Source organism: Coleofasciculus sp., assembly GCF_046565525.1.
GTDB lineage: Bacteria > Cyanobacteriota > Cyanobacteriia > Cyanobacteriales > Coleofasciculaceae > Coleofasciculus.
This window is the reverse complement of the sequence record NZ_JBKHUP010000113.1, coordinates 1-22,125: the sequence shown is the minus strand read 5'-3', so window position 1 is coordinate 22,125 and position 22,125 is coordinate 1. Positions and strand designations below refer to the sequence as shown.

Sequence of the window (22,125 nt, the reverse complement as noted above, 5' to 3'; positions counted from 1 at the left end):
ATCTTTGGCTGGCATATTTTTTTTGTTCTTCGGATTTCCTATTTTAATTATACCCTATTTAAATGCCGAACAGCTTACCAGGTTATTGTGAAATTGGATGGAGAGGGGGATGGCGCTATTTATCGGCTTCCACCCGTCAGTAGTCGCGTTGTGAAGAGGCGGGGGAACAGGTGCAACTAAAGTTTCTTTTAGTTGTATTGTTGCAAGTATTGATTGTCCCTACTGTTAAAGATGGCACACATGAGCCGGGTAATTGCACTATTCAACCAGTGCGGCGGAGTTGGGAAGAGTACCCTGACGATGAACCTGGGCTATCATCTGCAAGAGCGCTCTCATCGCGTTCTTCTAGTAGATATGGACCCGCAAGCGAGTTTGACCATCTTTATGGGACTAGATCCTCTAAAGTTAAACTCGACCGTTGCTGACGTGCTGGCGGATGAAGACGGCGATGAGAATTTGAGCGAGTTACCCATCCACAAGGGGCTACACGGTTTAGATTTAATGCCTTCTTCCATCAATTTGTCAGCTACTGAATTAGTGCTGGTCAACGCGGATATGCGAGATGTCAGGTTGAAAGACGCGCTCTCTGCCGTAACAGACCAGTACGATTTCATACTGATTGATTGCCCACCTTCGCTGGGGTTGTTGAGTTATATCAGTCTAGTCGCGGCGACTCATATCCTTGTCCCGATTCAGACTCAATTCAAGGCTTTTGAGGGGACAAATTTGTTGCTCAAGACCGTAGCGCGGGTAAGGCGTCGTCCGAATCGGGGTTTGAAAATAGCTGGGTTTATCCCTACGTTATTTGATGCTCGTCGCAGCCAGGACGCCCGGACATTAGAAGCCATCAAAGAGCGGTTTGCTGGTGTGGGTTCCATCTATCCTGCCATTCCCTGGTCTACAAGTTTTGCCGATGCGGTTGAGGCTCGTGTGCCACTCTCCGTCTACGATAGTAGCCATAAGGCAATTGCGGTTCTCAAGTCCATTGTTAAAGACTTGGAGGTTTTGGTGTAATGGCTCGTAAGCGCGAGCGCCCTTACGGTTCGGATGTGACGCCCGTTGACTCCCTAGACGCTCTTTTTGGCGAGGAGCGTCCGGCGGCGGAGTTGGTTCGCACGTCCGACATTAAAACTCGGACTCAGCCTCGTCGCTACTTCGATCCGGAAAAGTTAGAGCAGTTGGTGCAGTCGGTCAAGCAGCACGGCATATTGGAGCCGCTGTTGGTGCGACCGCTTGCGGACAATCAGTACGAGCTAGTGGCGGGAGAACGGCGTTATCGAGCTGCTGCCCTTGTGGGACTGACTGAGGTTCCCGTAGTGGTACGGGAACTCAGTGACACTGAAGCTCTGCAACTGGCTCTAGTCGAGAACCTCCAACGAGAAGACCTCAATCCGGTCGAAGAAACTGAGGGAATTTTGCAGTTACTGGCTCTCAAACTCAATCTCCCCCTACCGGAGATTCCCCCGTTGCTTTATCAGATGAAGAACGCTTTTGAGAAGGACTTAGGGAAAAACTCTGACGTTAGGGATAACGTTATCCCTAACCCGGAATCGGAGGCGGAGCAGGGCGTACAATCGGTGTTCGACAAGCTGAGATTGATGAGTTGGTACTCGTTTACCTGCAATCGCCTTCCCCTGTTGCGGTTGCCTTCTGACATTCTCGAAGTCTTGCATCGAGGTGAAATTGAGTACACCAAGGCGAAAGCTCTAGCGCAAGTGAAGGATGAAACTGAACGCCGGACTCTGCTGGAAGATGCGATCGCACAATCGTTCTCGTTGACTCAAATCCGGGAGCGGGTCAAAGCTTCCAAACCGGCAACTGAGGACGCTCCCCTTGCCTCACGGCTGAAGACTACCTATAAGAAAGCCCAAAAGTCGAAGGTGTGGAACAACCCTAAAAAGCGCAAACAGCTAGAGAAACTGCTGGCACAACTGGAAGAGCTTATTGATAAGGAGGATTGAGAGTATTTTTCCAAAAGCTGGAGCGAATTGTGCTCTTGCTACTCCTCCAGTTCTCTTCTCGTCAATTTGTCGAAACTACATATAAAACTTGTACTTGGGCTGTACAATCCCATCGTCAGGAATGTGTTTCATAATCTCCCCCACGGAGCCAGAAAAAGAAATTGTAATCGGAGTGCCGTCAGCAAACGAACAGTTGTTCACATTCATCTTTGTCAGAGCTAGAATTTCACGCAAAAGCTCTTTCGGAGCGCTACCTCCGTGATGCTCGGTTATTTGCCAGGGTTCAGGCACATAGGAACCGGGATAAGTGTCCAGATATGGCATAAATCCCATAGTGTAAAGAAAGTGTTGAGCTTCCTCGATACAGAAGTAAGTGCCGCGTAAGGGCGGGTATACACCTTCTCGAAATAAATCAATTCCCGTCTGCTTCAAAGTTACCAGATCGCTTTCACACTTAGGAAAGACAGCTTCTATTCCCTCATAGAAGCCATCTAACTCGTTATACTCCTGATGTTCTCTCCCCCAGAATTCGGAAGATTTGTGAATTACTACCCGTCGGGGAGGCATACCTGTTACCTTCATGTACTCATGAAGAGTCTCTCGAATGAGTTGATAAGCTCCCTGTTGAGTCAGATGAGGTGTTTTTCCCTGCTTGTCCTGATTCCATATAAATGGATCGCCCCTAAGAACTAACCCCTGACCCAAATAATCAAAAGCTTGAGCCACACTGGCACGCATGGTTAGATTCTCACTGAGTTCCTGGGCTACATAGAAACTAATGCCAACGAAGCAGACATCTCTTTCTAGTGTCGTCGGTCGCCAAGGAATTCCCCCAGCCTTGTAGTATTGGGCGGTGCAAAAGTTCCAAGCACGAGTGGCTTTCTCTTGAATGTCCTTCCCTTTACCAGTAATTGTTCGACGCCGCAAAAGTTGAATTGGAATTCCCCACTTCATGGCTCGCGCTTTAATCATACGCCGAAAATTCAGGTAGAAGTTGCCGGAGAGCCTAACCGAGTGAGCTTCATCTGCAATTTCCGGTGTAAGAGCCAAAATAATGATATTCGGAGAAGGGTCAGTGGTTGCCAAGCTCGAAATGTAGCTTTCAAAAAGAGAGACAAGCTCACCAATTCGCTGGGCTTTATCTTCGATGCTTAGGATAGCCTGCAACTCTCGATGTGGAATCGATTTCTCCCAGCGCTCATTGGTTTGAAAACAGCAGTTAAAGGGAGATTCTCGGTTGAATCCAACAAAGTCTCGATTCAGGATTTTCTCCAGTCTGGTACGCTGAGTATTCTGGGAAAATTCTTCAGGAAATAGACTACTTGCCTCTAAGTGGGAACGACGATTAACTACCTTGATGTTTTGGCTTTCAATAGGGTGGCTGCATTCCTCAATCCATTCTTTGGCACCAGAGATAGTTTCTCGCGTCCCAATAAAACCGAGTCGAATTTCTGAAGGATGTAGTCCAGAAACATTTTGCCCAAAGGGACCAAACTCTGCCAGTCCAGTTTTGCTGTCCTCGTGTTCAAAATCCCGAGCGAACTGAAGCTTCGGCTCTTCTAAGTGTTCAATTTTAATACTCATCGTTGTCACCCTCACTATCAGTGCCAAGCAGAGTATCGAATAAGTCAAGTTGCCCCGTATCCTGAACTTCTTCGTAAATGGCTGGGTCGCTGGGGATAGCAAAACTGGCAATTCCTGATAAAGGCTCTTTTTCAATCACCATCACAGTTTTTCTGTCTAACTGGAGTTCGATAACTGGCTTGTGTTGCGATAAGATATCAGCCCAGAAGAGAACGTGATTCAGCACCTGAGCGTTGTGTTCGAGTGCCTTTAATTTTGTCGTGTAAGGACCGACTTTAGCGCTGTCGTAGGGCTTCTCGCCATCTACCGTGAAAAAGTATTTTGGCTTCACTTGGAGAAACCAGGAAGACCCGATGGGTTTAAAATCTAGCTGGACAGCTAAGTGTCGCCAAAATCGGTCTTTGCCGTACTGATAATGTTTTACAACGATACGAGAGGGCGCGGCTCTACTCGTTCGCACATTAAACCAGTCTTGCCTGAATACTTTCCGGGTATCGTCTTGTCTTGGAAAGTAGTTACGCTTAAAGTGAGGGTTATACCTGAGACCGCAGCGGTTTAGATGAATTCCTAATAATTGATTCAACAGGAAGACATAGTGCCTTCGGTCTGTCCGATCTTGCACCCATTTTTCAGCCGGAAAATCATCGACTTTGTTGAGATCGCAGAAGCTTCTTAAAACGCACCGCTCATCCCGTAAATCGCTTAAGGTGTATAACTGACCTGCAATCAGACAAAAGGGAGGAACAAAACCGTTAATTGCCTCTCTAAGCTGTTTGTAATCTTTATATTCAGTTGGCGCATAGGTAATAAGTTTAGGAGCGCGTTTAACCAGTAAGAGATTGGAGTAAAGCCGCTCTCGATGCTGTGTTGAAATCCGTGGTGGGCTGATACTGGCGATGCGGCAGATAGTTTCGTAACACGTAGCCATAAATTTATCGGTCTCTTTATTGAATGTGATACTTAATGGGGGTTGAAAGGCAGTAGGATTTTGCCGAACATAAGATTTGACTTCTTGCCAATAAAGTTCATTATCCTCTGGATGATAAACAATGAAGATTACGGGGTAAGTCGCGTTGTACCAGAACTCTAGATCGTTTCTTTCTACCGGAGTTTTAAATCCAGTTTTGGAATTTTGCTTAATGTAACTCTTACCCGACTTAGCCTGGACTTTGATAATCCCACCAGTTGTTTCAAATCCTTTCCCATCAGGCTTGGGAACAACAACCTCAATCTCTCCATCAATTCCAAAGTCATCTTTGGCGAGTTCCCGAAATATGCAGTGCATCTCATGCACAATTGAGCTAATCCGATCGAGTCCTTTCCATTCCTGAAACTTTGATGGTAGAACGGTTTTTGCCATAGCACTCTTCCTCAGAGGACTGGAAACAGCTATTTTCAGTGTTACTCCTAAAATAGTATCTTAGTACTATTGCTATGTAAGTCTGCTTCGGAGTTGAGTCTAGTTCTATGACAGCCGAAGAGTGAAACGTAGCAAGAAAGATTTCGGAGTTGTGTTCGTCTTGCAGCTAAAACGGGAACTCTATGTAATGTAGAGGAAAATCAGGCTGAGACATCTAGAGCGCTTTCGCTATGTCCAGTTTACTCAAATTGAGTAAGGAACAGCGACGAAGCGTGAAGGTGAGTCAACGTGAGTTGAGAAAGAAGCCAAGCCTCTCGACACCCTTTGATGTCCTCTACCTTGAGGCAGATCGAAGAGAATGGGAACAGCCGAAGAGTACGTGTAAAAGAATAGCCGATGATCGATCAACTAATTGGCAGACGGATTTCCATCCCCGAACAATTCACCGGGGCTGTGACTGTCGAGTCCACCAACGTTATTGATGAAACCGTACTGCTACAGGTTCGCACCGCAAGCGGCGAATTACGGGAAGCGCTCTTGAGTAGTGCTGAGGTTGAGGAGATTCTCGCTCGTCAGCAGCAAACCGATTCGGCTCCCGTCGATGCCAATTCATTTTTCTTGTTCGTTGAGTCGGCACGGATTAAAACCGCCTTCGCTTACGATCCTCACTTTGCCGTCAGTCTCAGCGGCGTTCGTCCCTTACCCCACCAGCTAGAAGCTGTTTACGAACGAATTTTGCCACAGGTTCGGCTGCGGTTTCTGCTGGCAGATGACCCCGGTGCTGGGAAAACGATTATGGCTGGGTTGCTGCTTAAAGAGCTTAAATTACGCAACGCCATTGACCGAGTGTTAATTCTGGGCCCTGCACCGCTAACGATTCAATGGCAAGACGAACTCCGCAGCAAGTTCTCTGAAACTTTTGAGGTGATCACGTCCACTCTGGCGAAGAACCAGTTGGCGGGTAATCCTTGGGACAGGTTCCGCCAGTGTATTGCTTCGATTGACTTTGCCAAGCGGGATGATGTCATGCCTGGTATCCTGCAAGTGGACTGGGATTTAGTGATTATTGATGAAGCCCATAAATGTTCCGCCCGAACCCACGGCGATGACTTGCGACGTACCGGACGCTACAAATTAGCTGAAGAATTATCCCGCAATAGCGAGAGGATTCTGTTGTTGACGGCGACTCCGCACCAGGGGGATGTCGATCAGTTTCACAATTTTCTGCGGTTACTCGATCCAGAGCAGTTTATCTGTGATGAACTCAATCCCCAGATTCTGAGTCTGGAAAATAGTCCTTGGTTCCTGCGTCGGATTAAAGAGGAATTGAGAGACTTTAAGGGGCGCAAGCTCTTTAAGGCACGCCATGCCCAAACCGTGCCGTTTAATTTATCCCCAGAAGAAGAGCACCTGTACAAACAGGTAACGAAGTACATTAACAAGTATTTGGGGAAAACCCAAGGGCGAAAGCAAGCGGCAGTTGCTCTGGCTCGGACGGTTTTGCAGCGGCGATTAGCCAGTAGTTTGAATGCGATTTTCAGTTCCTTGAAAAGGCGACAGCGGCGTTTTGCGGATTTGTTGGCGGAACTCGATGAGCTATCCCCGGCCCAACAGCGCGATCGCTTGATGAACTTGGGGAAACCTGTTGATGCGGAGCAAGAGAGCGATGACTGTGACGAAGAGCAGTTAGAAGCGCTAGCGATCGAGTCTACCGTCGCCGAACAAATAGACCAGTTGCGAGAAGAGTTACGGGAACTGGAGCGACTCGTCAAGCTGACTCAGCAGACTATTGATGTGGGGACGGAAACCAAACTCAATGCCCTGAAAGAATGCCTGGAGGGAGCTGACTTTGATGAACTCAAGGATGGTCGCGGCAAACTGCTGATTTTCACCGAGCATCGGGATACCCTGGAGTATCTTAAAAAGAATCTAACCGATTGGAGATATAGCACCTGTGAAATTCACGGGGGAATGAATGTGCTGGCACGAAAAGCCGCACAAAAGGATTTCCAGTTCAACAAACAGATTTGTTTGGCGACTGAGGCAGCGGGGGAAGGGATTAACCTGCAATTCTGTCGGTTGATGATTAACTACGACCTGCCTTGGAACCCGAACCGCTTGGAACAGCGGATGGGGCGGATTCACCGGATTGGTCAGGAACAGGAGGTTTACATCTTCAACTTCGCGGCGGTGAATACGGTAGAAGGGCGGGTGCTGAATCGGTTGCTGACAAAGCTGGAAGAAATTCGCATAGCAATGGGCGATCGCGTTTTTGATGTCATTGGTCAACTGCTGCAACTGAATGACATCCGCTTTGAGGACTTGGTGCGGGAAGCCACTTACACTCCAGCCTTGGAAGACGAAGCGCTAGAGCAAATTGAACGCTTGAACCCCGAACGTTTGGAGGCGTTAGAACAGGCAACGGGTGTAGCACTGGCGACAACCCATGTGGATTTATCCCAGATTCGGCGCACCCAAACTCAGGATTACGTCTCGGAAGAACAGCGGTTGATGCCGCGCTATGTGGAAGAATTTTTCAAACGTGCTTGCGAACACCTGCGGGTGAACTTAGAACCCCGTGCCGATGGGTTGTGGCGCGTTCCCTACGTTAAAGAGGAGTTTCGCTCTAATCATCTAGAGGCAATCCGTCGCTTGGGAACCCCAGAGAAAAATTATCCCAAGCTGACATTTTATAAGGAAAATCTGGCGACTGCCGCTCACCAAGATGCCGATTTATGTTCGCCGGGGCATCCTCTATTTGCCGCCGTTGCTGAACGACTGGACGCTCAGCTTTCTGAAACTATCTCCCATCAAGCGGCTGTATTTATCGATGCCGATGCCGAACATCCCTACAGCATCCACTTTTTTGACGTACAGGTAGGCGGTCAAGGGCGTAAGGGAGAAGATAGCGTTATCAAGGCTCGTATGTGTGCGGTTGCCGAGGACGCTTCTGGAGAACTAACACTCATTCCGCCCGACTGCCTGCACGATTTAGCCCCTGCTCAATCTTTGAGTAACCCTGCGCTTCACCCGCCGACTCCTGCCGAACAGCAGCGAGTGGAAAACTGGCTGAAGGTGAAAATCCAACTGCCGTTGATGAATCAGGAGCGATCGCAGCGGCAACGGGAGTTGCAAATCCGGCAGGACTACCTGAAGCAGGCAATGGAATCAGCGATTCGGGATGCCCAACGCACCCAGATGAAGTTAGCGGCGAAAGTGGCAGGGGGTGATGAAACCTACCGAGTGGCACGAGATGCGGCTCAGAATAAGGTGCGCGACTTGCAAGAACGCTACAAGTATAAGCAGAACGAACTGGACTATCTCAAGATTGTACGTCCTGGGCGAGTCGCCTATTTGGGAACGGCTCTAGTACATCCGGCACCTGTAGAAGTGTCCAGCTATCCAGGGATGCGGAACGATCCAGAGGTTGATGCTTTTGCCATGCAGTACGTGATGGACTATGAGCGCCAGCGGGGATGGGAACCGGAGGATGTTAGTAAAAATCGAGATGGCAGTGGTTTTGATATTCGCAGTGTAGGACCTGTTGACCCGGAAACGGGTATTGCACCCGTGCGTCGGATTGAGGTGAAGGGACGGGCGCAGCGGGAGTTGGAAGTTTCTCTGACGGTGAATGAGTGGCGCAAGGCACAGCAGTTAGGGGATTCGTACTGGCTGTATGTGGTTTGGGGCTGCAAGATGCCGAATCCTGAGTTATTGAAGATTCCGAATCCAGCGAGAGTCTTGGCGGGGGATGCCAAGGAGATTAAGCAAGTGACGCGGTATATCGTCGGGGCTGAGGTGTTGCAGCAGGGAGCTATATCCAGCCTCTAGGCAGTGATATCAAAATCTGATATCATCAGTAGGGTAGTCTACTGAACCAAGTTAACTTGAATAGCAAGCAATCGGCGACGCTGAAGACCATTTTCACAGTACCGGTTCCTTCAGACCTCAAGTGGAGAGACATTGAAAGTCTCCTGAGCGGCTTAGGTGCTGTTATTAGGGAGGGAAGAGGTTCAAGAGTTCGGGTTGCGCTGAACGGTGTGAGGGCAGTTTTTCACGAACCACATCCAACTAGCAAGGAGGTTTGTAAATGTACAGTTAAGGATGTCAGAGACTTTTTGGAAAGCGCTGGAATAACCCCTTATTAAAACAAATAAAAAAAACTACTAACCAGGGGAGTCATCTAAAACTCCCCTAAATGAAAAAATATAAGTAATATTATGCTACACCTTACAGCCTACAAATTGAATCCTTACATTTATGATAATAGCTTTGCAGGCGCATCAATACCCTACATTCCTGCTAGTATCTTGCGAGGTAAATTGAGACAATCATTAACGAGCTTAACAGATAATAGCGCACCTTTTGAATTTAAAAATGATTCAAAAGTATTTTTATTAGCTCCAACGGGTTCTGGCAAGAGTTGCTTTCTTGGTAGTGTCGTCATAGCTTGTTTTCTTTTGAGCGAGTGGAAACAGACTTCCCGAAAGTTTTGGACTATGTTGCCCAATCAAGAAATGGCAAACAGACCTGTGTTTGAAGTATTTAAAGAAGAAGCAACGAGCTATACTTCAACTCATATTGCATATCCTGAGCTTAGCTTAGAGATTAATTTGCTTAGTTTTGCCGAAAATAACCCTCAGATGCAAACACTTACTCAATGCAGTGAGCGAACAGATTTAAGAGAAGCTGGTAAGAGTCATCTTAGTAGTTTTCTTTTATTCACTTATGATCCAGTCCAGTGTTTTATGCATAAGTGTAAACAGGCTTCTGAAGAAGGTGGACTTTTTTCAATTCAAGAAATAAACCAAGAACTAAACAATGGAAAAGATGTTAACGACGTAGGTTCACCAAGCTACAATGATAATTTTAGTAATTTACTTAATTCCCTAAAAGGGATTGAAACCTCTTCAGTGTTTCAAATAGCTCCGGTCTTTGATAGAGAACTTTTGTCTCTATATTTTTTCACTGACTTAATCCCCGCTAGGGGATTGAAACAGCTTTTCGCTAGCAGTAATCATAAATTTGAATTTAATCATAAATTTGAATTTTGGAAAGGAGTATTTGGATTCTTCGCTAATTGGGGATTGCGTTTAAATAAAATTTCAACAATTGACTACCTCAAGTTAATTAAATCTTATCGATTTAGAGGGCAGTCAAAGAACATAAATCTAAGGAGAGATGTCACAAAGTATTTAACTTTGCTAAAAGAGGAAAACCGTCAATTACTGAAAAAGCAAAGTAATCTATTCGGTTTAGCAAAGATAAATATTAGAAGGTTCGTCGGTAATCGGCTCTTAATAAGCAAGCTTCTATTCAGGAGGTTTTTGATAGACAAACGATGTGACTTTATTTTCCTAGTGGAGATGCCACCTTAACAAAATCAACAAAGGAGTAATTTATTTTCCAGACTAATACCACCAAACTCCACCAGCTTCAGATGCTCAAGGAAAAAAGAGTGCAGAATTTAGTAGTAAATATGTTTACTTACAAAGGTTACACCGGTCATATAGAAATCGATCCAGACGCGAATATCCTTTGTGGTCGTGTGATTGACATCAAGGACGTAATTACGTTTAAAGGCGAGACTGTTGAAGAAGCTCGTCAGGCATTTCAGGACTCTGTTGATGATTATCTGGAATGGTGTGAAGAATTAGGAGAAGAGCCTGATAAGCCTTTCTCTGGCAAGCTTCCTTTTCGTACTACACCAGAGCATCATCGTAAAATTTTCATTGCTGCCACGAAAGCGGGTAAGAGCATCAATGCTTGGATGGATGAGGTCTTAACTAAGGCGGCTGACCAGACAATTCGTGCTTGATATGCCAGAATACAATCCGCAGTCCTATAAATTAGCCGCTAATTCATGTCTCAAGACCGTCGCTTGATTGAAGACTTTATCCCGATTCGTGAGATTTCTATTGAAGCCGCACGGGAAAAGTCAATTCGTAAAGGTCATATTTCTACACTGCATTTGTGGTGGGCGAGACGACCTTTAGTTGCAGCAAGGGCGGCGGTTTTTGCTTCGCTGGTAGCTGCACCGGAGACTCCCCAGAAGCGCAACGCTTTGAGTAAGGCGATGATTGAGCTTTGCAAGTGGCAAGCTGGGGAAGCTACTATTGCCAAAGCTAGAAAACAAATATTGGAGGCGCAGCGAGAACGTCTCAATCTCCCCTCTGACACACCCCTCAATCAAGTGCCACCGCCCAAGGTGTTGGATATGTTTTCTGGAGGAGGGGCAATTCCTTTAGAAGCGCTGCGCTTGGGCTGTGAAAGCTATGCAGTAGAACTTAATCCAGTCGCCCATATTATTGAGCTTTGTACTCTAGTTTATCCCCAAAAGTACGGAAATAAATTAGCGGATGAGGTGGAAAAATGGGGGAACTGGGTAATAGAAAGAGTGCGGGAAGAAATTGGTGATTTGTACCCGAAAATCGCAGTAGGGGAGGTTCTGCCAGAGGAGTATGAGCAATTGGAATTGCTGGAACAACCCAAAGCTAAGTCGCTAACTCCCGGTCAAAAGCTGACTCCTGTTGCCTACTTGTGGACACGCACGGTGAAATGTCCTAACCCTGGCTGTGGTGCTGCGGTTCCTTTGGTGCGTCAAACTTGGCTTTGTAAGAAAAGTAAAAAGTATGTTGCGCTGAAAGTTATTCCGAATCACGATACAAAACGGGTTGAGTTTGAAGTGGTGGAATCTACCACAGAAAAAGGATTAGGTTTTGACCCGGCTTCTGGTAGTTCGCGGGGTAATTCTACCTGTCGGCATTGTGGCACAACCATTGATGTGAAGCATGTCAAGAAAGAAGGTGTTGCTGGTCGAATGGGTCAGCAATTTATGGCAATGGTATGCACAACTGCTGGTGAAAAGGGGAAAACTTATTTAGCTGGAAAGCAATGTCAGCATTATATTCCCGATGAAACTGATTTAAGTAATCGACTAGAACAGCTTTGTCAAGAAACAGGTTTAACAATTCCAAGTGAACCTTTACCTGATTACGGTACTCTTGGTTTTCGAGTGCAACCCTATGGCTTGTTGAAATGGTCAGATTTATTTACCTCACGACAATTGCTGTCACTGATGACATTTGTGAAGTGGGTGAGGTTGGCGCATGAGGAGATGTTGCAGCAGGGGTATGAGGAAGAATTTGGGAAGGCGAGCGCAAGTTATCTCGGTATCATGTGCGATCGCATCGCTGACCGCAACAGTACAATTAGTCGCTGGCAAAGTATAGGAGAGAAAATTGGTAATACTTTTTCTATGCAGGCACTACCAATGGTTTGGGATTTTTCAGAAATTAATCCACTTGGTAATGCTTCCGGAAATGCCGAAGGTGCGCTTAACTGGATTCTACAATTTATCAGGCAAGAATCCAATAGTGGTTATCCTGGTAAGCTACAGCGCAGTTCAGCGATGGCTTTACCAATAGAATCAGAATCGTTAGATGCAGTTATTACAGACCCTCCCTATTTTGATTCTGTCCCCTACGCTGACCTGTCAGACTTCTTTTATGTGTGGCTAAAACGCTCAATTGGACACCTTTATAAAGAACATTTTTCGAGTCAACTAACCCCCAAGAAAAATGAAGCCATTATGGAACCTTCACGGCATGGGGGAAATAAAGCCAAAGCCGCTAAAGCTTACGAAGACATGATGTACCAGGCTTTCTGTGAAGCCAGTAGAGTACTGAAGACTGGCGGCACGATGGTGGTGGTGTATGCCCACAAAACTACAGCAGGCTGGGTAACACTGATTGATTCCCTCAGACGTGCAGGGTTTACCATTACCGAAGCATGGCCCTTGGATACAGAGAGAGGTGGAAGGCTACGCGATCAAAACTCAGCCGCCCTCGCTTCCAGCATCTTCCTCATTGCCCGCAAGCGTACAGATGCCAAGGTGGGCGATTATGCAATGGATGTGCGTCCCCTACTGGCAGAGATAGTGCGCGAACGAGTCAAAAACCTGATGTCAGAGGGTGTCACGGGTGCCGATCTAGTCATCGCCTGCATCGGTGCTGGACTCCGCGCCTACACCCAATACGACTCGGTAGAACTGCCCAACGGTGAAGAACTCGATGCTAGTTCATTCCTCGACGAAGTACAAAAAGAAGTCCTGGAAACTGTCTTAACCGACGTGCTGCTGTGCGACAGACGAGGTGTGACTGCTGTAGACAAACCCACCCAATATTACATCCTGGGACGCTACGAATATGGAGAAGCGATCGTAGACTTTGACGAAGCCAACACCTTAGCGCGGGGTGTCGGTGTCGAACTTGACGGTGCTGGTGGCTTAACTGATGGCAAACTCGCCCTCGTCAAAAAGACCAAAAACCAAGTGCAACTGCAAGATTATAGCGATCGCGGTGTCTTTGAAGACTTGGGCATCCAGAAAACCGAGAAACAACAGACTTTCAACGTCAAACCCCAAGCCATTGGTGCCGCCCCCACCCTCATCGACATCCTGCACCGCCTCTTATGGCTATCCGAACATAAACCCCAGGACATTCCTAACTTCCTCGCTTTAGCACAACCCGACGCCACCCAACTGCGTCTGGTTGCCCAAGCCTTAGCCGGACGCGCCCTTACGCCAGATACTTCTCCCCTCTCCCCCGATGGGAGAGGGGCAGGGGGTGAGGGTGTTTCCAGCCAACGCACTCAAGAACAACAGCAAATAGATACCCTACTTGCCTCTTGGAAACGAGTTGTAGAAGAGAACTTGTTTACTCAAAGGAAGTAACTTTCCTTGTTCTATTCCCTATTCCCCATTCCTTAATAACTATGGTTCAGACAATCCAAGCTAAAGATATAGACTTACGCTACTTAATCAACAATTTTGGTCTTCAACTTGTTCAGGATGACCAATTTTTCTCAGAGTGGCAAGAGAACCTACCAGAAATCACGGATTTAGACAAGCAACTTCTAGATAAAGTCAAGGCGGGTTATTTTAATCTCCTAAATTACCCACCTCTTTTAGAAGATGTGATTAGAATGGCAATCCTCGACCCACTTCTCTTCATTGGAGACTTTTATTTAGCTCCCTTTTATGTGAAATCAGAAGAATCTGTAGATATTGCTGTAGAAGATGAGGAAACTCTGGTTAAGGGAAGAATTGATACATTAGTTTTAAAAGACCAATTTTGGGTCATGGTGATTGAGTCCAAAAGAGCCTCTTTTTCCATAGAAGCAGGACTATCACAGATTCTTGCCTATATGTTGGCAAACCCTCATCCAGAAAAACCAAGCTTCGGCATGATTACTACAGGTGGGAGTTTCATCTTCATCAAATTGGTCAAAGCAGAAACGCCCCAATATGCCACATCTGATATTTTCGATATTCGCAATCGCGGCAATGAGCTATACAGCGTCCTCAGTATCTTAAAAAAACTAAGTCAAATAGTCATTAGTAATTAACACACTCATTATGGTTAAAACTCTTCAAGCCAAAAACCTCAGCCTGTACGACCTAGAAAAGAAATTTAACCTCACCCTAGCTGAAGATGAGCAATTCTTTACCGAGTGGAGAGAGGACTTACCCACCATCACTGACTCCCAAAAGCAAGCCCTAGACCGGATTAAAGCCAACTATCTCAATTTAAACAGACGCCGCCCCATGTTAGAAGACATGGTAAAAATGGTGGTGCTGTCCCCCTTGCTGGATTTAGCCGATTTTTATAGTCGAGATTTTGATATCCAAACCGAGGCTGAGGTCGAAATTTTTCTGGAAGATGAAGATGAAATTATCAAAGGATATATTGATGTCTTGACCCTCAAAGACGACCTCTGGATACTGGTTATCGAGTCCAAGCGAACTCAAGTCGATGTTATGTCGGCACTTTCCCAACTTCTATTTTATATGCTCAATAATCCCAACCCTGTTAAAGAAACGTTTGGATTAATGACCAATGGTCGGGAGTTTGTTTTTATCAAACTGACCCAACAAGAAACTCCAAAATATGCTTATTCTAAAGCGTTCGATATCCAGACTCGTGAAAATGAGCTGTACTCTGTCCTGAGTATATTAAAGCGTCTCGGTTCGCGGGTAAGCAGATAGTTGCCACCCACTTCTTCAGGAAAAAAAGGCAGAAAAGTTGCGTCTACCCCAATCAGATGGGAACACTAGAAAAGAGACCTCCATGCTGACCGACCCCCAATCTCTACCTCGAAGAATATATGAGTAGCGCCTATCAAATCAAACCCTGGACGCAAGTCGTTACCCCCCATCCAGATATCCTGGCGGGCAATTTAGATAACGCCACCTATGCAGCTAGCCTGGGTGCTGTGATTCGCCAAGAACCCAAATGCCCCAAGGTTTACCGCGATGCTCGTGACTTCTTCGCCGCCACCTATCTTACCAAGGAACTGAGAAAGTTACTCGAAGATGTTCTTAAAGGCTTGCGGGGAGAACCTGGCGATCGCGTCCTGCAACTGCGTACCCCCTTCGGCGGCGGCAAAACCCACGCATTAATTAGTTTTTATCACATTACCAAACATCGCCAGGAACTACAAGGATTTTCCAAATTAGACACGCTTCCAGAACCCGGTACGGTACAGGTTGCCACCTTAATCGGTCTGGACATCAGCGCCAGTACTGGAATTCAGATTGAAAACGGTCCCCGCATTCTTACACCTTGGGGCTACTTTGCATGGCAGATCGGTGGACATCAAGCCTACTCGTTGGTAGAAACCGAAGACCAGCAGCGCATTGCCCCTGGTAACGATGTGCTGCGGAAAATATTTGGCGATCGCTCTATCCTACTCCTTATTGACGAATTTCTCGTCTATATCGAGAATGCGATGGGATTACAGGTAGGAGACTCAACCTTCGGTCGGCAGGTTCTCACCTTCGTGCAAAAACTCACCGAACTGGTTCGAGACCTCCCCAAGACAGTTTTAGTTTATTCCCTCCAAGCCAGCGTTCAGGAATCCTTTGGCAATGAAGGTTTGCTGAGTGCTTTGGATAAACTGGTCAGCCGAATTGATGCTAAAAAAGAACCCGTTTCCGGCGATGAAGTGATGAAAGTCGTCCAGCGGCGTTTATTTACCAATGTGGGCGACTCGGCAATTATCACTGAAGTCGCACGGCAGCAAGCGGAACTCTACCGCAAATTCCGCGAGAGTTATGCCGATACGACGCGGGAAAAACAGGAAGTCCAACAACAAGCCGATTTACTGGCAGAACGAATTCAATCGAGTTACCCCTTCCATCCCGACTTACTGGATTTGATGTACCATCGCTGGGGTAGTCTTCCCAGTTATCAACGCACTCGCGGTGCGCTGCAATTCCTTGCCAGTACTGTTTACGCCCTCCGCGAAGCCAATGACCCCTCTTGGCTGATTAGTCCAGGCAATGTTCCCTTCAGCCATGAAGCGGTGAGAAATGCGTTTTTTACCCAAGTGGGAGAACGAGATGCCTACACTTCCGTGCTGGCAGCCGACTTAACCGGTCGTAAGGCGAAAGTGAAAATCGTCGATAACCGCATTGCCCAAGATGCACCCGCCCTCTCGCAGTTAAAGGTGGGAACCCGTCTGGCTTCAGCTATCTTAATGTATTCGTTCGGGGCAAGAAGCGGCGAAGACCGAGGTGTTTTGGAACAGGATATAACTGGGGCTTGTCTGACACCAGGGCTTGACCGCACAACGATAACGGCAGCTCTAAGTGACTTGCGGGAACAGTTACTTTACTTGCACTATGTCGGGCGTCGCTATCGGTTTGAAACCAAGCCGAATCTCAACAAGCTGATTACTGACGAAGAAAGTAAAGTGAGCGGGGATGAAGTTTTAGAACAAATCCGCTCTGAGCTAGATAAGGCATTGCAGACTCAACGCGGCAAGGTGGTGGTGTGGCCTGCCCAGTCGAGTCGAATCACCGACCAAGTGCCGCAGTTTAGCGTAGTTTATCTCGACCCTAGCTGGGCACAGAAGAGTCCGGAGGCGGCTATCGAGGACGCCCTCTCATGGTTGGAAAACCGGGGCAACGACAAGCGAGAATACAAGAATGCGATCGCGTTTGTGGTTCCCAATCGAGCGCAGATGGATAAAGCCCGAAAAGGTGCGAGAATGGCACTAGCGATCGGCTCACTCCTCGAGCAGAAGAAGAAGTACAAGTTTACTGCTGAAGATGCCGATGAACTGACCAGCAAAGGCAGAGAGACTGCCAACGAAGTGAGCGCCGCGATTCGTCGCCTCTATGACTATATTCTGTTACCACTGCCTGACCCTAATGGCTCCAAACCCGTCCGCTTAGAAACGATTGATTTACAGTCCCAACTTAACACCAGTCAGAACCTACAAGACCGAGTGTTAGACGCGCTGAAAAATCACGTCTTTGAGTCCATTACCCCTGGCAAATTGGTACGGCTGTCTGGTTTAGAGAACCCGGAGACCGAATACATTACAGCAGAGGAACTGGTCAGTTATTTCTTCCGCTTCCCCAACTTTCCCAAGATGTTAGGGGTAGAACCCATTAAAAGAGCCATTCTCAAAGCGGTAGAACAAGGCATTCTGGGTTACGTCCCCTCAATGACGGTTTCCTCCGATGGCACGCCGCTGGTGGAAAATCCCAGTCTAGTTAGCTTGAACCGAGTGATTCCGCCTGACGAGTTAGACATTTCCGGCTATCTATTGTCACCCAGCCTAGCCACTCAACTGCGTACTCCAGCTTCAACTGATGACGAACTGGATACAACAACATCAGAGGACGATTCAGACGGTGACACCAACCAGCAAAAAACCACACTTGACTATCGGGGTAGCATCAGCACGGCTCAAAAGACGGTAAGGGAAGATACAAAGGCTGTTGAATACAAGTCTCAAGGCAGTAGCGTCAAACGTTCAGTCTTAGTAGACATTGTTAACGGTAAACAACCCGCTCGTCACTACAAACTGACTTCTACCACGAACAAATCTCAAATCTTTCAATTGTTTGAAGTGCTGCAAGCGTTATCTGACAAAGCCGATGATATGACAATCAGTATTGAAGTGCGAGCGCATACGCAAAAGGAATTTGACACCACTTGGATTCGCAATGCGATTGAAGAACCTCTCGACGAGATGGATATTCAAGCGTCCACGCAGCTAGAGTAGGCTCAATACGTGTAGTTTTGAAGTTAGTCAAACAGCTCCAAGAAGAGCTGCTAGAAGTGTGAGTTTACAGTCAACTCGCGTTCTTTAGACGCTCAAGAAGGTTTTCGACAGCTAGGAGGTTTAAAACTTCCGTTGCCTTAGTATTTCCTCTTGAACTAAAGCAACTCCAAATGGCGACCCATTCGGAAAACCTTCTGGCTTGTTTCTTGAAGTAGCCAATTTTATTTTTGTAAATGATGGGCTGATAAGAGCCAGTGAAACCAAACTGCCTCAGTGTTCTTAGTGTCCTTGGGCTGATATCCACCAGCCACTTGGGTGAAGCTTCAATCAATTTCAATCCCTCAAAATCGGTGATGTAACAATCCCCCTCAAGTAAAAGGACCTTTAGCACCTTATCTGCCCTGAGTTCAACAGGGATTTCTTTGGCGATTTGACTCATTATAATTAAGTGGCTTCATGTAGTGGTTTTATATGGGTAGCCCCTATCGAGTGATGCCTCGGTAGGGGTACGCCCTAACAGAAAGCGTGAGCCTAGAACAAGCAAAGCTGAATCGGTTGAGGGTGCGATAACTCCCACTCTTTCACCGCTTGCCGGATAGTCCGCTTGACCTTCTCAACCTCACGGTTAAAATCCTGTCTCGTTTCTGCCTCAAAAGGTCTGTAATACAGCGCTCCATCCACAAATGCATCCAGGAAAAGTTCGCCAATAGTCGCGCCCAGTTTCCAGCCATGAAATGTACAAATAGGGCAGCTATTGGTCTCATCCTCATTTAAATCTGAGAACGTGCCGAAATAAGTGAATCCTGCGTCAATTAGAGCTTGCGCTATCGCGACATCCTTCTTACTCAGCCAACAGGGGACGTAAGAAGAATGTTTCTCTCTTGAAGTGACCATAATGTAAAAATGATAAATTGCCGTTTTACGTGATAACAAGTAGGTGTCGTGTAGCTTGTCGTGTGCCTGTCGTGTCGTGTGTCGGGTAAGCCTGTCGTGCTTGTCGTGTCGTACCCTACAGCCTAAAATGCTCTGAACACGACAGACCCATCTGACTCCTCTAGCTCCCCGTAACCCATGTCATTAAGGAGTCCTAAATAGCGCCGTATGTCCTCGCTTGTCTTGCCTTTCAGTGCGGCGAATGTGCGGCGCTGAATATCACGGGGTTTAATCCAATCTCCCTGCTCTTTGGCAAAGAGCCAGATGGTCTTTAGCGGTTCCCCTAATTCATCAGACAGCTTTAACTCAACCGTCTCCTGTGGTTCATCATGGGGTATCTCTATTTGAGTTGGGTTGGGTGCGTGAAACTGGGTGATTTTGCTGTCGATTCTGGGGAGGGTAACGGGTAGCCATTCGTCGTTACCATCCAGCTTGACTAATCCTTGGACACTGGCTGTGGGTTGTAAGGTTTCAGGATTAATCTGAGTCTCTAGCTGGAGCTGAAGCATCCGCCCAATTAAATTAGCCAGTCCTTTGATGTTCCCCAGTGCTGATTGGGTGTTATTGTGGCTAACAAACGTGCAGGGCATCTCCTGTTTGCGAGATTTGGTTAAAGCCAGTCGGAAGAATTTAGTTAGTAAATCTTTGTCGTCAATCAGATCTACATAAGTAGTCACCTCTTCGCAGATGACCGCGATCGCATCCCCATCACGCCAGAGCTGTTCCCTCCATTCCTCTTCTGTCATAGTCGAGCCATTAAACTGGGAATAGCGATGGGTTAACTCGTCAACGTACCACCTCAAGAAACTGGCGATATCTTCAAAATCGTGGTGACTTTCGGCAACGCCACGCCATTCTGACGGGTTCGAGTCGGGGTCTAAAATTATGACTTTATACCCCTGTTCTGCCTTACGTTTGGCGAGGTAACGGGCGAACCAACTTTTTCCGCTGCCCTGATTCCCCCAGACCAGCGCGGTCTGTTTAATGAAGTTATCAACCCAGGTCTGATTGGACTCCTCAAACTTCCCTTGCCGCGTCTGCTCATCCATCGTCCCCGGTGTCCCGTGGGGGAGGGCGGCGGCTGGCTTCCCAGTTGTTTGGTTTAGTTGTGCTTGGGCTTCTGCTTGGGCTTGTAACCGTGCCTGTTCCTGAAATATGGCTATCTCTTCAGGGGAGAGCATTGATAATTGTTTGGCACGGGCGGCGCGGTCAGCGCTGAACTGCCAGAGTTGATAGTCTAGGTTGGCTGCATACTCGACTTTACGGGCAGTGTTAATGGATTGGATTTTGTTCAGTAGCCAGGACTGTTTAACTTCGTTCCGGTACTGGGGAAGGAATTCGATTAATTTGCGTTCTCTGGCTTTACTGAGCAGGTAGGCTGAACTAAATAAGCCAGCGCTGATTAATCCCCAAGCCCACTTATGTGGGTTAGTCGCTTCGATAATTCTCAGTCGGGTAGCCTTCTTTTGGATTTGGCTCCTCCGGTTGCTGGCGGGTTCAGATTTTAACGTCTGCCATTCTTTTACGGGCATGATATAGCGCTTGTCAGGTGTGCAAAAATGAGGGGAATTGTTGGGTTTGAAGCAATACTCGATCAGGTCTGTCTGAGAGCCATGGAAGCTGGTGGCGAGGGTCAGCACTCCCAGACCGCTGATTACCCCGACTAGGATGGTGTTCGCCCGTTCCTGGTGTTTAGAAAATGCCATGGCGGTTCCTCCTGAATACGATGGTTAAGAGCGCGATCGCCAGTAATCCCAGTCCGAAAACGCTTAAGGGCACCGAGCCGACGGGGTGAGAGTTTGGCTCGATTTCAAACTGCTTAACCTCCTCAACAAAAGCCTTGGCACCGGTGGAGGTTTGATAACTGATTTCCCGATGCTCATCAGTGGCTAACCAAACTGCGCCTGCTATGCCAGATGCTTTGAGCAGTTCTATGAGAAAATCAGAGTCAAGGCTGGGTCTGCCTTCGGAGATGCCAATTTTGGTCAGAGCGTGACCGAACGCCAGGGCGACGACAATAAATCCCATCGTCCCGGTCGCGATCGCAGGGAGTCCTAACCGCGCCATTAAATGAACTGACCCTCGGATGGTGGCTATTAAGAGAAGGGCTGATAGGGTTTGAGTCAAAAAACGACGGTTCTGAAAGACTTCGCTGATTTCCTGTTCGAGGCGTGAGTTATCCTTAGTTTCTGGTGTCTCTGAAGTCTCCTCAGTTTCGCTTCCTGATGTGACGGTAAAACTTTTTAGTAATTGGTCGAAATTATCCATATCACGCTGCCTTGGCTACTGGCTTATTCATTGGCTGAAATTGTTTTTGTCGCTGCAATTGCTGTCTCATTTCGGACAAAAATCTCATTCCTTTTTCGGTGGTCGATTTAAGCCAATTTAAAAGGGCTGAAGCCATCCCATATTTGGTACTAGGGCAATAGATTTTTACTCGACGACAAAGCGCTTTGAGTTCCCTGCTCAAGAATCGAGCCGCCAAGGATTTGCAAACTTCTGTAACCGCGTCGTGGTCTCTGGTGTCGGGGAGTTTGAAGCTGTATAGCGCCTCACGCACTTGCGCCATATCAAGTAGCCGCTGAATTTTCACACTTTTTTTCCCGGATTTTGGGATACCCATTAGGCAGGAAAGTGCCTCTAAACACTTGCCATTCAATGCCTCTAATTCTTCAGCTTCCCATTGCCAAGCCGATTTTTGGGTGAGGCTCTTAAGAATCAATTCAGGTTTAAGGTGATGGAGTGGAATATCTTGCCCAAGTAATCTTTTCTCTACAAGTTCTTTCAAGGTGGCTTTTTTGAGGCTATAATACCGAATAATTCCTAGTTTTTTAGCTTGTTCACGCAATGAACTCAAGCTGGTTTTGCCGAGTTTTTCGCGCTTAAGAATGAGAATTGGGCATTGGCTGTTAAAATTTTGTGTGGTCATTTGTACGTCCCTACCTTTAACAATGTTCAGAAAGGAGGTCAGGATGAACTCTGACCCCCATGAACGGCTTAGATGCCGAATCCCGCATTTCTCACAAACTAATTCTATAAGTCAATTTGCCGCTTTAAAATTGAGCTTTTTAAAGAAAAATAGAAAAAAGCCAAATTATCAAACAAAATTATCCTGAAATTGCCAATTTTTACCTGTTTTTTTCACTAAAATTTAGGTGATTACGCCAAGTTTCCATGACAAAACTGACCGAAAGAAGATTCAGTCAA

General features: G+C 46.9%; 17 protein-coding genes. 10 read left to right on the top strand and 7 right to left on the bottom strand.

The annotated features are described in order from the left end of the window. Positions 1–240 precede the first annotated feature (240 nt). Together ACLGGO_RS29235 and ACLGGO_RS29230 are read left to right on the top strand one after the other, a co-directional pair. Positions 241–1,014, top strand: a complete 774-nt coding sequence (locus ACLGGO_RS29235) for a ParA family protein (RefSeq protein WP_446421947.1) — start codon at positions 241–243, stop codon at positions 1,012–1,014. After that, positions 1,014–1,961 carry a ParB/RepB/Spo0J family partition protein gene (locus ACLGGO_RS29230; protein WP_446421945.1) on the top strand — a complete coding sequence of 316 codons (948 nt, stop codon included), beginning with the start codon at positions 1,014–1,016 and terminating at the stop codon, positions 1,959–1,961. The genes ACLGGO_RS29235 and ACLGGO_RS29230 overlap by 1 nt, the downstream gene beginning before the upstream one ends. A 75-nt stretch (positions 1,962–2,036) precedes the next feature. On the opposite strand, the gene ACLGGO_RS29225 is transcribed toward ACLGGO_RS29230, so the two are convergent. After that, positions 2,037–3,545, bottom strand: coding sequence for an argonaute/piwi family protein (locus ACLGGO_RS29225; RefSeq protein WP_446421944.1), 1,509 nt, complete (start codon positions 3,543–3,545; stop codon positions 2,037–2,039). After that, the gene (locus ACLGGO_RS29220; RefSeq protein ID WP_446421943.1) at positions 3,535–4,905 is read right to left on the bottom strand and encodes a DUF4365 domain-containing protein; all 1,371 of its coding nucleotides are present in this window, start codon (positions 4,903–4,905) and stop codon (positions 3,535–3,537) included. Before ACLGGO_RS29220 ends, ACLGGO_RS29225 begins: the two co-directional genes overlap by 11 nt. A 396-nt stretch (positions 4,906–5,301) precedes the next feature. Here ACLGGO_RS29220 and ACLGGO_RS29215 point away from each other — a divergent pair, with 396 nt between their 5' ends. The 8 genes from ACLGGO_RS29215 to ACLGGO_RS29180 all read left to right on the top strand — a co-directional run bounded on the left by ACLGGO_RS29215 (position 5,302) and on the right by ACLGGO_RS29180 (position 17,985). Further along, the gene (locus ACLGGO_RS29215; protein ID WP_446421942.1) at positions 5,302–8,736 is read left to right on the top strand and encodes a helicase-related protein; all 3,435 of its coding nucleotides are present in this window, start codon (positions 5,302–5,304) and stop codon (positions 8,734–8,736) included. A 56-nt stretch (positions 8,737–8,792) separates the two neighbouring features. Continuing rightward, positions 8,793–9,053, top strand: coding sequence for a type II toxin-antitoxin system HicA family toxin (locus ACLGGO_RS29210; protein ID WP_446421941.1), 261 nt, complete (start codon positions 8,793–8,795; stop codon positions 9,051–9,053). 72 nt (positions 9,054–9,125) lie between these two features. After that, the gene (locus ACLGGO_RS29205; RefSeq protein ID WP_446421940.1) at positions 9,126–10,283 is read left to right on the top strand and encodes a hypothetical protein; all 1,158 of its coding nucleotides are present in this window, start codon (positions 9,126–9,128) and stop codon (positions 10,281–10,283) included. A gap of 101 nt (positions 10,284–10,384) precedes the next feature. Then, the gene (locus ACLGGO_RS29200) at positions 10,385–10,723 is read left to right on the top strand and encodes a type II toxin-antitoxin system HicB family antitoxin (protein WP_446421946.1); all 339 of its coding nucleotides are present in this window, start codon (positions 10,385–10,387) and stop codon (positions 10,721–10,723) included. A 45-nt stretch (positions 10,724–10,768) separates the two neighbouring features. Then, positions 10,769–13,639, top strand: a complete 2,871-nt coding sequence (locus ACLGGO_RS29195; RefSeq protein ID WP_446421939.1) for a DUF1156 domain-containing protein — start codon at positions 10,769–10,771, stop codon at positions 13,637–13,639. 41 nt (positions 13,640–13,680) lie between these two features. Next, entirely contained in the window at positions 13,681–14,313 is a 633-nt protein-coding gene (locus ACLGGO_RS29190; protein WP_446421938.1) for a restriction endonuclease subunit R, read from the top strand. 10 nt (positions 14,314–14,323) lie between these two features. Next, the gene (locus tag ACLGGO_RS29185) at positions 14,324–14,953 is read left to right on the top strand and encodes a type I restriction endonuclease (RefSeq protein ID WP_446421937.1); all 630 of its coding nucleotides are present in this window, start codon (positions 14,324–14,326) and stop codon (positions 14,951–14,953) included. A 119-nt stretch (positions 14,954–15,072) separates the two neighbouring features. Beyond that, the gene (locus ACLGGO_RS29180; RefSeq protein ID WP_446421936.1) at positions 15,073–17,985 is read left to right on the top strand and encodes an ATP-binding protein; all 2,913 of its coding nucleotides are present in this window, start codon (positions 15,073–15,075) and stop codon (positions 17,983–17,985) included. A gap of 70 nt (positions 17,986–18,055) precedes the next feature. Here ACLGGO_RS29180 and ACLGGO_RS29175 read toward each other — a convergent pair whose 3' ends face one another. The 5 genes from ACLGGO_RS29175 to ACLGGO_RS29155 all read right to left on the bottom strand — a co-directional run bounded on the left by ACLGGO_RS29175 (position 18,056) and on the right by ACLGGO_RS29155 (position 21,847). Beyond that, positions 18,056–18,424 (bottom strand): hypothetical protein, encoded by a 369-nt coding sequence (locus ACLGGO_RS29175; protein WP_446421935.1) that lies wholly within the window; start codon positions 18,422–18,424, stop codon positions 18,056–18,058. A 92-nt stretch (positions 18,425–18,516) separates the two neighbouring features. Then, positions 18,517–18,879 carry a hypothetical protein gene (locus tag ACLGGO_RS29170; protein WP_446421934.1) on the bottom strand — a complete coding sequence of 121 codons (363 nt, stop codon included), beginning with the start codon at positions 18,877–18,879 and terminating at the stop codon, positions 18,517–18,519. Between the two features lie 122 nt (positions 18,880–19,001). Then, positions 19,002–20,624, bottom strand: coding sequence for a helicase HerA domain-containing protein (locus ACLGGO_RS29165; RefSeq protein ID WP_446421933.1), 1,623 nt, complete (start codon positions 20,622–20,624; stop codon positions 19,002–19,004). Continuing rightward, positions 20,611–21,186, bottom strand: coding sequence for a hypothetical protein (locus ACLGGO_RS29160; protein WP_446421932.1), 576 nt, complete (start codon positions 21,184–21,186; stop codon positions 20,611–20,613). The genes ACLGGO_RS29165 and ACLGGO_RS29160 overlap by 14 nt, the downstream gene beginning before the upstream one ends. A 1-nt stretch (position 21,187) precedes the next feature. Then, a complete protein-coding gene (locus tag ACLGGO_RS29155; RefSeq protein WP_446421931.1) occupies positions 21,188–21,847 on the bottom strand; it encodes a hypothetical protein in 660 nt (219 codons plus the stop codon). Between the last annotated feature and the right edge of the window lie 278 nt (positions 21,848–22,125).